Raw genomic sequence first — 11,116 nt, forward strand, 5'->3', positions numbered from 1 at the left:
GGACGTTTCAAAGTTAGAGTCGAAAACGTCCTTGACGTCCTCACTCCCCGAGGTGCACCGTGGCCAACGTCCCCTTACGCCGCGCCATGCTCGATGCGAAGCTGAGCAACCAGAATCTGGCAGACCGCTGCGAGGTGGACGTTAAAACGGTGGAACGCTGGTTACAGGATGAGGCACGAGTCCCGCACCTCCGGCACCAGTTGGCCGCCGCCGAGGCATTAGGAGTTGATACGTCCGTGTTGTGGCCAGAGGCTATCCGTAACACCGTGAAAACCGGCCCGGATCGAGAGGTTCTGACCGTTTACCCCTATCGGTCGGCGTGCCCCAAGTCGATCTGGCGCAACCTGATCACCTCGGCCCGCAACGAGATCGTCTTCGCCGGGTACACCAACTACTTCCTGTGGCTGGAACACCCCAACCTCGCCAAGGTCCTCAAGCGCAAGGCCGAGCAAGGGTGCAAGATCCGGTTCCTGATCGGTGATCCGGACAGTGAGGTCACCCGCCGCCGGGAGGAGGTGGAGAGCGTTCCGTTGACGGTTTCCACCCGCATCCGGATCACCCTCTCGGAGATCGAGCAGGTTCGGGACGTGCCCGGCATCGAGGCCAGGTTCGGAGACGAGCACATCGCGATGAGCGTCTTCCGCTTCGATTCGGAGATGCTCGTGACCCCCCACCTGGCCAAACTCGTCGGCCACGACTCGCCGATGATGCATCTGCGCCGCTACCAGGACGACGGCCTGTTCGACCGGTTCGGCTACCACGCCTCCGAGTTGTGGAGTAATGGGAGGAACGTCTGGGCAGAGGAGCCACGCAAGCCTGCGGGGAGCGCCAGTTCTGGGTGACCAACCGGGTGACAACGCCCCCGGACGGGAGCGTTTCCGATCGCCGCTGCGTCGCGGTGAGGGCCGGGACACGGCCCCGTCCGCGTCGCACCCGGCGCGGATCGGGGCACGGCCCCTCTCACACCCCGCGCCGGAGCGCGGAACCCGGCCCTCGTTCGCGGTGCGCGTCAGGGCAGGGGTTCCGGCTCCGGGACGGTGAGCCGCCGGAAGAGCGGGCGCGGCTCGGGAAGGCCCCCCTCCCCGGCCGTGCACTGCGCGGCGATCCGGGCGGCCGTACCCGGCAGGAACGGCGCCAGCTGATCGGCCAACCTCTCGCACGCCCGGACGAGCGTGGCGAGGACGGCGTCGAGCCGGGCCGCGGCGCCGAGGTCACCGTCGCGTTCTGCCCGGGCCAGTTCCCAGGGCCGGGTGAGGTCGACATAGCGATTGGCCTCGTCGACAATGGCCCAGACCGGCGCGGTGGCCCGGCGGAACGCGAAGTCGTCCAGGGCCGAGCGGACGAGACCGGGCGCCTGGCGGCAGGCCGCCTCCAGGGCCTCCCCTCCCGGCGCGCCGATCCCACCACCTGTCTCGGTCCCGGTCCCGGTCCCGGCGAGGGGAACGTGCCCGTCGCGGTAGCGGTGGACCATGGCGACGACCCGGTTGACGAGGTTGCCCAGCCCGTTGGCGAGCTCGTCGTTGGCGCGGGCGACGAGCCGGTCGACCGTGAAGTCGGCGTCCCCGACGCGCGGCACCTCGCGCAACAACCACCAGCGGACGGCGTCGGTGCCGTACTCTCCTGCCAGGGCGATCGGATCGGCCGTGCCCCCACCGGATTTACTGATCTTGCGGCCACCGGCGGTGAGGTAGTCGTGTACCACCACGTCCGTGGGCGGCGGCTGCCCGGCCGACAGCAGCATCGCCGGCCAGTAGACGGCGTGGAAGCGCAACACTCCCTTGCCGACCAGGTGGATCCGGCGGTCGGCGCCGACCCACCAGCGGCCGTGGTTCTCACCGCCGGTGCCGTAGTCCAGGGCCGTGATGTAGTTGCCGAGCGCGTCCCACCACACGTAGACGACCTGGCCGGGGTCCCCGGGAACCGGGATTCCCCACCCCCGGGCACGGGCGGTCGACCGGGAGACCGAGAGGTCCTCCAGGCCACCGGCGATGAAGCCGAGGACCTCGTTGCGACGCTCCGCGGGCTCGATCCTCAGGCGTCCGTCGGCGACGAGGTCGTGGAGCCGGTCCGCGTAGCGCGACAGGCGGAAGAACCAGTTCTCCTCGGCCACCCGCTGGGGCTCGACACCGTGTTCCGGACATCGTCCGCCGGTGAGCTCGGCGGGGGTGTAGAACTGCTCGCAGCCGACGCAGTAAAGACCCTCGTAGTGCTTACGGTAGAGGTCACCGGCATCGGCGCAGGCCCGCCAGAGCCTCTCCACGCCACTCCGGTGGCGGGGGTCGCGGCTGGTACGGACGACGTCGTCGACCGTGAGTGCCAGCGGCTCGCGCAGCGCGACGAACGCCTCGGCGTTACGGTCGACGAACTCCTGGACGGGAACACCGGCCGCCTCGGCGGCCAGCACGTTCTTCAACGAGTTGTCGTCGGTGCCGGTCTGGAACCGCACCTGCTCGCCCTGTGTCCTGCGGAACCGGGCGAGCACGTCGGCCTGCACGAGCTCCAGCGCGAACCCCAGGTGGGGGCGGGCGTTGACGTAGGGGATGGTGGTGGTGACGTAGATGTGCGGTGTGGTCATCGGAACCTCCGAAAGAACGGGGGCTCCGGCCGGTGAAACGCGCCGAGGCCCCGTGACAGGGCCTCGGAAACGAACGTCCGTGCGGCGTCAGCGGCCCCGTGAGCGGGGCATCATCACCTGGCGTCCGGACGTGTTCATGCGGTCAGGTTAACACCCGCCCCTTGGCACGAGCCGCCAGTTTTACGGCGAACGGCCTCAGCGCGAGGAGGGATCAGGTGCCCCCGCGACGAGCCGCCGGGAATCGCGACACGCCGCGCGGCCCACCTCATGGCCTCGGCGATACCTCCGGCAGGTGATCCGGACCATGCACCGACCACCTCTTTCACTCTGAGTGATAGTCTCATTACTCATTGCAGAGAATCGAGATCGTCGAGAGGATCGTCGTGAAGCGAATCGCCCTCGTCCCCGTCATCTCCGCCGCCCTGGTCGTGGTCATGGGCAGCGCCGCCTACGCCTCGCAGTACGTGGCCTACGAAGGGCCGGGCTTCACCGGCCGGTCGGTGGTCATCGACCGGTGCGGCCCGTCCAACATCCCCTTCCACGGGTCCTACAAGTGGTACGGCGACGGCCAGAGCGGCCGGATGTACAACCAGCCCGACACACAAGGGGTGATGCACTTCGAATTGGCGTCCAACCGCAACGCGGAGCTGAGGACGCCCGTCGGCTGGAAGAGCATCTTCATCGTGTGCTGACGCCCGGAAGACGTGGCCGGAAGCCGGAGCCTCTCCGGCTTCCGGCCACGCGCCTGTGTCTTCCCGTGTCTTCCCCGTGTCTCGCCGCCCGCCTCCTCAGACCGCCTCATTCAGCCGGGAAGCGGCCACGGCCCGCTGCAGGGTAGGTCCACTTTCTCCTCGTCCAACGATCCCGCCGGGGCTACCGGTTACCTGGCCGACTCCATGATGGCGAGCACCTCCGGCATCATCTCCCGGTAACCGGCGCCTTGCTTGACCCGCGCGCTGAAGTTCTGGGCTTCGTGCGTCGTCGGCAGGACGCCCACGAGCAGCATCGGCAGGAACAGGCGACGGGCCAGCAGTTCGGGACCGGAGACGGCGTGGGGGCGGCGCAGGACCGAGACGTTCACGCGGACCGCGTGCTCGTTCAACCGGGGCACCCCCGGCCGGTCGGTCTCGATCGCCGCGTAACGGAAACCATGGGCGAGGTCACAGGGGTCGCAGCCGACCGGCCCGCGGCTCAGGACCCCATGACACTTCGGGCACACCATTTTGTCGAGCGCGGCATCGACCACCCGCCAGTCGTGCCGGTCCGGCTCATCGACGACCATTTCTCCGACGGCCATCGCCTCGGCGGGAGAGATGGGGCCGATTTCCGTGCGCAGGAACTCCTGCCAGCCTTCCTCGACGATGTCGTCCACGAGTGCGGCGCAACGTGCGCAGTCCGGGGCGCCACCGTATTCCCAGCAGTCACAGGCCGGACAGATCCTCAGCGGGTCACCCACCGCCGGCCGCATCGCTTCTCCATGCACATAGACCGCGTCCATCGACGTTTTAACCCTACCGATGGGGTGTACGGGCTCAACTGGATTTCACGCCGGCGGAAGCCCTCCCGGGGAGCCCCGCCGGCCCGTACACCTTGGAGAAGATGCGCAGGACCGCCAAGACCGGGTCACAACGACTCAGGACGGTGGACGGTCGTGACACCGTACGCCCAGGTCAGGACCGGCGCCTGTCCTGGGCGCCGGAGGCGGTCGTCTTCCGAAAAGCCCGGGTAGGCGGGTGTGTGAGGACCCGCCTACCCGGAGGTTCTAGCGGCGGGTGATGTTGGACTCCGAGTACAGGCAGTGCGTGCCGTCGGGTCCCTCGCCGATCTTGCTGGGCTCGCTGCCCTTCGGCACGCCCTTGTAGCGCTCGCAGATGGTGGTGTTGCCGTAGACGGTGATCCGGCTGAAGCGCGCGGTGTCGCCCCAGTTGGAGTTGATCCCGGCCAGCACCTTCGTGGAGCGGGCGGTGATGCCGTCCATCACCACGTGGCGCGTGTAGGAGGAGGAGCAGTTGCCGCAGGCCCGGTACAGCTTGCCGGAGCTGTGCACCTGGAAGTTCCTGATCGTGAGCGTGCCGGCGCCGTTGTGCTGGAAGACCTTGTCGGCGCCGGACTTGGCGCCGCCGCCGTCCACCAGGTAGGTGGCCGAGGAACTGGAGGACTTGAACGTCGCGGCGTCCTCGCCGACGTCGTTCCACCACACGTTGCGGATGGTGCAGGAGCCCTCGCAGTGGATGCCGTCACCGGCCGGGGCGTCAAGGATGACGTTCTGGATCGTGCCGCCGTTGGCGACGACGAACATCGGGTCCTGGCTCTCGCTCTGGCCTCCGTCGCCGATGCCGTAGTAGCGCTTCATGCCGCCGTCGAAGAACGTGCCGGCGTTGCGGGTGGTGGTCTGGTGCACGCTGCCGGTGTCCGAGGGCCACGAGCCGCTGCCGTCACCGTTTCCCGGGGGCGGCGAGGTCGGGGTCGGAGTCGGGGTGGGGTTCGGCGGCGGCGTGCCGCCGGCGGTCCGGAACGTCCACTGTTTGGTGGCCACCGAGTCGCAGGAGTTCTGCTGCAGCAGGGCGCCGGAGGAGGTGGAGTTGTCCTGGACGTTGAGGCACTTGCCGCCGTTGGCGTTGACCACCCGGTAGTTGGACCCGGAGGCGGTGAGCTGCCAGGTCTGCGACGCGGCCCCGGTGCAGGACTCCTGCTGGACCGCCTTGCCGGCGCTGGTGGAGGCGTCCCGCACGCCGAGGCACTTGCCGCTGTGCGTCGCCTTGATCTGGTATCCGCCGCCCGAGGAGGTGAGCGTGAAGACCTGTCCGGCGGCGTTGGTGCACGCGTTCTGGGCCAGTTGCACGCCGTCGCCGGTGCTCTGCCCCGGTACGGCGGCGCACAGGCCGCTGCCCGCGTTGGCGAGCGTGTAGTTGCCGTTGGAGGGGGCCGCCGAGGCCGGGGTGGAGAGCACGGTCACCAGCCCGCTGCCCGTCACGAGGGCGGCGGCCAGCATGACCGCGAGTCTTCGGTCCTTGCGCATCGTCATCTCCAGTTCGGTCGGGGGGGTGTGAGCGCTTGGCGGGGTCGAAGCGCGTCAGGGGCGATCTTCTCGACGGCCACACCTGCGGCGGCCCGGACGCCCTGATCGTCACCGTCCTCGTCAAGCTCCCTTCGCCGGCGGGCACGCCCGCCGGACAGCATGGAGAAGGTCGCCCATCTTCTATTGGTAAGCGCTTTCCCACATGCGTTTGGAGTGAAGCACACGGTGGACGAGGATGAGAAGCCCTGATGGGCGAAAGGCCCCGACGACTCGTCATCGGGGCAGGTCACCGCGATTTTCCGAGGGCCGCCCACCTCGGGACGACCCTGAAACTTTCATTTCGGGAGGGGTGGGTCGCTCACCGCGCTTGGGTTCTCGCCCTCGAAGGAGTCCGGAGACATCGTCACCGGCGGGCGTCGACGGTGACCGGGTTTCCTCCGGGCCCGCTCGGATCCGATGGCGGCAGGTACGACAGGTATCGGTGCGGGTCCGTTACCGGGGGACGATCGGGAGGGTGATGGAGGAGCCGGGGAAGACGGTCTGGTGCTGGACGACCAGGTCGGCCTCGGTGGAGTCGGCGGAGGTCCGGCCGGTGCCGGGGTTGCGGTCGAAGCGGGGGAAGTTGGAGCTGGAGATCTCGACGCGGATGCGGTGGCCGGTCTTGAAGACCTGGCTGGTCGCGACGAGGTCGATCTCGTGCACCCCGGAGGCGACGGAGGTCCGGACGATGCCGTCGGTCACGCTCATGGCACGGCCGTCGGGGTGGACGTCGACGAGCTTGGCCGTCCAGTCGGTGGAGACCGCCGAGGTCTCGGCGTGCAGGGTGACGGAGAGAGGGCCGGTCACCTCGACATCGGCGGCGAGCGCCTCGGTCGTGAAACAGAGCACGTCGGGGCGAAGCTCGACGTCGCGCTGGTCCTGAGGGCCGATGTTCGTCACGTCGGGGAGCAGGAGCGGGCCACCGGTCGTGGGCACGGGATCGCGGGGGTCGAAGGTGAAGGTGGACGGCGCGGGGTCCGAGGGGGCCTCGGCGGACAGCAGGCCGCCGGTGTGCAGGTAATAGCGGGTGTCGACCGCGCGAGACAGCGGCCACTCCTCCTCGTCCCGCCAGACGTTGTCGCCCATGACGAAGATCTTCACGGCCGGGCCGGCGTCCTCGCCGCGGAGGAAGTCCAGCTGCCGCTGCGGCAGCATGATCGCCTGCGCCGAGGCGGAGAACCCGAAGTCCAGGCGGCCGGTACCCGTCGCCTCCGAACCGTGCGACCAGGGGCCGATGACCAGCGGGCCGCCCAGCCGCCGGTGGTTCTCCAGGGTCCCGGCGAGGAACAGGTCGAACCAGCCCGCGACGTGCATCACGGGCACCTCGATCCGGTCGTGCCGCAGGGTCTCGGCCGGCCCTTCCCAGTAGGCGTCACGGGTCGGGTGCGAGATCCAGTCATTCCACCACGGCCCGGCGGGGACGTCGCGCAGCGGCAGCGTTCGCGCGGCGGCGGCCTGGTCGCCCAGTACGGGCAGGAGCGTGCCGAAGCCCGCCCCCACGTCCTGGCCGGCCTCCATCGCATGCGTCAGACCGAGCATCTCCTGCAGCAGTCCCCAGTTCAGCGCCGAGCCGAGCGCGAAGGCCCCGCCGTGATACTTCAGCCCGTCGTAGAAGTCGTGCGGGGTCATCGAGGCGACCACCGCCCTGAGCCCCGGCGGGCGGGTCGCGGCGGCCTGGAGCGCGCATCCGGCGAGGTAGGACATCCCGAAGGCCACGACCTCGCCGTTCGACCACGGCTGGGAGGTGATCCACCCGACGGTGTCGTAGCCGTCGTCGCCCTCGTCCAGCCACGGCCGGAACTCCCCGTCGCTGCTTCCGCGTCCCCGGCAGTGCTGGAGCACCACCGCGAAGCCGGCTTCCAGCGCGGGGATCTGCGGTGCCGTCGAGAACGAGCCCGAGCCGTACGGTGTGCGGACGAGCAGGGCGGGGAAGGGCCCGCCGGAGGCGGGGCGGTAGACGTCGCCGCGCAGGATCGTGCCGTCGCGCACCGGCATCGGGGTGTCGTGCTCGCCGACGATGGAGAGCGGAGGGCGGTTCAGCTTCGGCATCACGAGTTCCTTGGGACGTCCGTCGAGCTTCGGGGATCGTACCGGGGAGCTGATCCCCCTTGATGTACATCATCATGTACACTGACGACATGAAGGTGATGACCATGTCCGAATCGCGGGCCAACTACGCCGCCACCCTCGACGCCGTCATCGACGACCAGGAAGAAGTCCTCATCACCCGCCCCGGCGGAGAAGGCGTCGTCATGGTGTCGCAGCGCGAATACGAGTCGATGCGCGAGACGCTCTATCTGATGGCCTCTCCCGTCAACCGCAGAAGGCTGTCGGAAGCGGTCGCCCGGTTGGAGGCCGGAGGCGGCACCATCCGCGAGCTGGCGGATGAGGACGCCACCTCGTGAAGATCCTTTTCGACGAACTCGCCTGGCAGGACTACTGCTACTGGCAACGAGAAGATCGACGCATCCTCAAAAGGATCAACCAGTTGATCGCCGACATAGCCCGGAACGAGAACGAGGGCATCGGCAAACCAGAGCCGCTGAAGTACGAATGGTCCGGCTACTGGTCACGGCGCGTCACCTCGGAACACCGGCTCGTCTACCGCGTCAACGACGACACCATCATGATCGCCGCCTGTCGATATCACTACGAGAAGTAGCGTTCGTCCGGCGAACCCCGCGTCCTGCTTCAGCCCCGACGGCTAGCCATCGGGGCAGGTCACAGCGATTTTCCAAGGGTTGCCCGCATCAGGGCAACCCTTGAACCCTCATCCGGGAAAGGCGGGTCACTCACCGCCGCGCAGGTCGGCCAGACGCTTGGGCGAGTACTCGATGTCCTCGAAGCGTACGGTGCAGCCGTCGCCGGTGGGACTCTGCGCGAGGAAGCCGACCTCCGGGTCACCGTCGAGCGCGAAGTATCTGATGAGGTTCCAGAAACCGGACTCGTCGGCGACGTGGAAGGCGAAGGCGGAGCCGATGCGGGAGATCCGCAGCCGGATGTCCCGGCCGTCCATGGTCACGGAGTTGCAGTCGTCGGACACCCCGCGGGTGACCACCGAGACGATCGTGGGCTTGCCCTGCGGGGAGAGTTCGAGGCAGAACTTGGCCCACCGGTCGTCGTCGGCGTACAGCAGCAGGACGGCCGCGTCGTAGGTGGAAAGCAGGTCGAGCCTGACCCGCGCACTGAGGGTGAAGTCGCCGTCCAGGCGGCCGACGAGGGCGGGGGCGTTGGCGTAGCGGTTCGGCTCTCCGGGGTCGGAGAAGAGGTCGGTCCCCGCCCCCGCGACGATGGAGAGCGCGTCACCGTCCGCGCTCCAGTCCTCGGGCCGGTTCAGCCAGCGCAGCGGCGTGGGGAAGGCGGGCAGGGAGACGGTTTCGCTCACGGGTGTTCCTCCAGAGGGGTTGCGATCGCGTAGACGGTCGCGATGAGACGGTCGACGGTGTCGGCGTCGCGGACGGTGCAGACCGGATCGGTCCCGTTCCTGACGCTACGGGCGAAGTCGGCCATGAGGGGGAGATGCGGGTTCTGCGGCGGGGGAAGAAACTCGTCGACGGCGACCCCGTCGACGATGCCGCGCACGGTCCCCGAGTCGAGGGGGTCGAGTTCCAGGTGACCGCCGTCGAAGAACAGGCGCAGCCGGTCGTGGCGGGCACCGGGCCTCCACGCCGCCTCCAGGCCGGCCGTGGTCCCCGACGGCCAGGCCAGTTCCATCCGGGCGAGGCGCTCGGCGCCCAGGTCGAAGGGCCGCCCGGTCCACGCGGCGGTCACGACCGGCTCTCCCAGCAGCCAGCAGAGCAGGTCCAGACGGTGACTGCCCACATCGGCCAGTACTCCCCCGCCGGAGAGCGCGGGGTCGGTGCGCCAGAGCCTGGGATCGTCGGGGCCCGGGTCGAAAGGGCTGGAGAACTCCACGATCGCGCGGTGTACGGCACGCCCGCGCAGGATCTCGCGCACCCACCCGAGCGCGGGCGCGAGCCGGCGGTAGTAGGCGACGCCCGCGTGGGCGCCGGCCAGTTCGGACACCATCTCACGGTGGTGGGCGATCCCCGGGGGGGTCCAGGCCGGGACATATGGCGATCCGCGCCGGCAGGTGTCCCTCGCGCGAGCCGGGGCCGGCTCGGACGCCGTTCCGTGCCGGCGGTCGATTCCCACGTGGGCCGCGGCCGGCTCGGGCGCCGCCCCGCCGAGCGGTTTCTCCACCAGGACCGGCAGTCCCGCACGCGCCGCCGCGATCGCGAGCGGCAGATGGGCCGCGACCGGTGTGGCGACGTAGACGACCTCCGCCACGTCGAGCAGTTCGGTGTAGTCGGACGTGCCGAAGGCGCCGGGAGAGGTTCCGAACTCCTCACAGATCGCCTGGGCCCGCGTGGCGTCCCTGCCCCACACGCAGGTGACGGTCTCCTCCAGGGAGAGCAGGGCGGGAAGGGCCTTCCTGCGGACGATGTCGCCGTATCCGGCGATCCCCCATCTCAGCCCTGGCCGGGACATATGGCGATCTTCAGGGTTTGCGGGGGCGGGGTCTGGAACGGCGCCGCGCTTCCCGCCGGATGAAGGGTGGGACTCTCGGAGAGGCGGTCGAGGGCGTCCTGAAGCCGTTCCAGTGGGTAGACGGCGCTGAGGATCGCGTCGAGACGCAGATCCTTGGTGAACGTGGCGGCCAGCCGCTCGGCCACTCGCATCGCCTCGGCCCTCGCGGTGTCGGTCGGCTCGGCGGAGCTGTGCACCCGCAATCCCTTCTTCTCCCACTTGACCATGTCGAAGGTGACGTGGGTGTCGATGTGGTGGGTGCCGAGGAAGACGACGAGACCGTTCTGCCGGACCAGGTCGACGCAGGCGTTGGCGGTGTGCGGGGTGCCGACCGCCTCGATGGCGACGTCGAACTCCCCTCCCAGCTCCTCCGGTACGGCCTGCGGTGACTTCACCAGCGAGGTCCGGTCCGCGCCGAGGAGCACCGAGCGCTCCAGACGCCAGGGGTCCAGGTCGGCGACGGCGATCTCGGCCGCGCCGCGCAACCGTGCGACCCGCAGGGCCATCAGCCCGACCGGCCCCTGCCCCACGATGGCCACCCGATCGCCCAGCCGCACCCCTCGGGTCGCGTGCACGGCCAGGGGCAGCAGTTGCAGGATCGCCCCCTGCTCGAAGGGCACGTCGTCGGGAAGGACACCCACGCTCACCTCCCTCGCCGCCGCGTACTCGGCGAAACCCGGGGTGAGCGGGGTGCGGACGAACACCCGCCGCCCCGGCTCGACGCGGGTCACCCGCTCCCCCACGGCCTCGACGGTGCCGGCGACCTCGTGGCCGAAGCAACCGGTCGCGCAGTGATCGCGCAGGCCGAAGTAGTGATAGTAGGCCAGGTCGCTGCGGTTGCAGACGGTGCAGGCTCCCACCCGGACGAGCACGTCGCCCGGCCCGATGGGCGGGACCGGCGCGTCGCCGTCCAGGCGGATGCGATGTCGGCCGACGAGTTCGATCCGGCGCAC

The 11,116-nt window shown here is 69.4% G+C and carries 11 protein-coding genes; 4 read left to right on the forward strand and 7 right to left on the reverse strand.

The features are described from left to right. Positions 1–266: 266 nt before the first annotated feature. Positions 267–842 carry a DUF5919 domain-containing protein gene (locus ABT352_RS34670; protein ID WP_350949241.1) on the forward strand — a complete coding sequence of 192 codons (576 nt, stop codon included), beginning with the start codon at positions 267–269 and terminating at the stop codon, positions 840–842. Between the two features lie 167 nt (positions 843–1,009). On the opposite strand, the gene metG is transcribed toward ABT352_RS34670, so the two are convergent. Continuing rightward, complete coding sequence (gene metG, locus ABT352_RS34675) at positions 1,010–2,575, reverse strand: methionine--tRNA ligase (protein WP_350949242.1); 1,566 nt, start codon at positions 2,573–2,575, stop codon at positions 1,010–1,012. A gap of 350 nt (positions 2,576–2,925) precedes the next feature. Between metG and ABT352_RS34680 the strand changes: the two genes are divergently transcribed. Further along, entirely contained in the window at positions 2,926–3,267 is a 342-nt protein-coding gene (locus ABT352_RS34680) for a MiAMP1 family antimicrobial peptide (RefSeq protein ID WP_350949243.1), read from the forward strand. Positions 3,268–3,455: 188 nt separating this feature from the next. On the opposite strand, the gene ABT352_RS34685 is transcribed toward ABT352_RS34680, so the two are convergent. The 3 genes from ABT352_RS34685 to ABT352_RS34695 all read right to left on the reverse strand — a co-directional run bounded on the left by ABT352_RS34685 (position 3,456) and on the right by ABT352_RS34695 (position 7,682). Further along, a complete protein-coding gene (locus ABT352_RS34685) occupies positions 3,456–4,043 on the reverse strand; it encodes a hypothetical protein (protein WP_350949244.1) in 588 nt (195 codons plus the stop codon). Between the two features lie 294 nt (positions 4,044–4,337). Beyond that, positions 4,338–5,594 carry a pectate lyase gene (locus ABT352_RS34690; protein WP_350949245.1) on the reverse strand — a complete coding sequence of 419 codons (1,257 nt, stop codon included), beginning with the start codon at positions 5,592–5,594 and terminating at the stop codon, positions 4,338–4,340. Between the two features lie 492 nt (positions 5,595–6,086). Continuing rightward, a complete protein-coding gene (locus tag ABT352_RS34695; protein ID WP_350949246.1) occupies positions 6,087–7,682 on the reverse strand; it encodes a CocE/NonD family hydrolase in 1,596 nt (531 codons plus the stop codon). Between the two features lie 89 nt (positions 7,683–7,771). Between ABT352_RS34695 and ABT352_RS34700 the strand changes: the two genes are divergently transcribed. Both ABT352_RS34700 and ABT352_RS34705 read left to right on the forward strand, forming a co-directional pair. Further along, positions 7,772–8,038, forward strand: a complete 267-nt coding sequence (locus ABT352_RS34700; protein WP_350949247.1) for a type II toxin-antitoxin system Phd/YefM family antitoxin — start codon at positions 7,772–7,774, stop codon at positions 8,036–8,038. Further along, a complete protein-coding gene (locus ABT352_RS34705; protein ID WP_350949248.1) occupies positions 8,035–8,295 on the forward strand; it encodes a Txe/YoeB family addiction module toxin in 261 nt (86 codons plus the stop codon). The genes ABT352_RS34700 and ABT352_RS34705 overlap by 4 nt, the downstream gene beginning before the upstream one ends. 126 nt (positions 8,296–8,421) lie before the next feature. Here ABT352_RS34705 and ABT352_RS34710 read toward each other — a convergent pair whose 3' ends face one another. Genes ABT352_RS34710 through ABT352_RS34720 form a run of 3 tightly spaced genes read right to left on the reverse strand, consistent with a single transcriptional unit; the run spans position 8,422 to position 11,116 of the window. Beyond that, positions 8,422–9,018 (reverse strand): DUF1349 domain-containing protein, encoded by a 597-nt coding sequence (locus ABT352_RS34710; RefSeq protein WP_350949250.1) that lies wholly within the window; start codon positions 9,016–9,018, stop codon positions 8,422–8,424. Beyond that, on the reverse strand, positions 9,015–10,124 hold the full coding sequence (locus ABT352_RS34715; RefSeq protein ID WP_350949251.1) for a Gfo/Idh/MocA family protein: 1,110 nt from the start codon (positions 10,122–10,124) through the stop codon (positions 9,015–9,017). The genes ABT352_RS34710 and ABT352_RS34715 overlap by 4 nt, the downstream gene beginning before the upstream one ends. Next, positions 10,106–11,116, reverse strand: coding sequence for a zinc-dependent alcohol dehydrogenase (locus ABT352_RS34720; protein WP_350949252.1), 1,011 nt, complete (start codon positions 11,114–11,116; stop codon positions 10,106–10,108). Before ABT352_RS34720 ends, ABT352_RS34715 begins: the two co-directional genes overlap by 19 nt.

Source organism: Streptosporangium sp. NPDC000563 (assembly GCF_040299985.1).
Taxonomy (GTDB): Bacteria; Actinomycetota; Actinomycetes; order Streptosporangiales; family Streptosporangiaceae; genus Streptosporangium.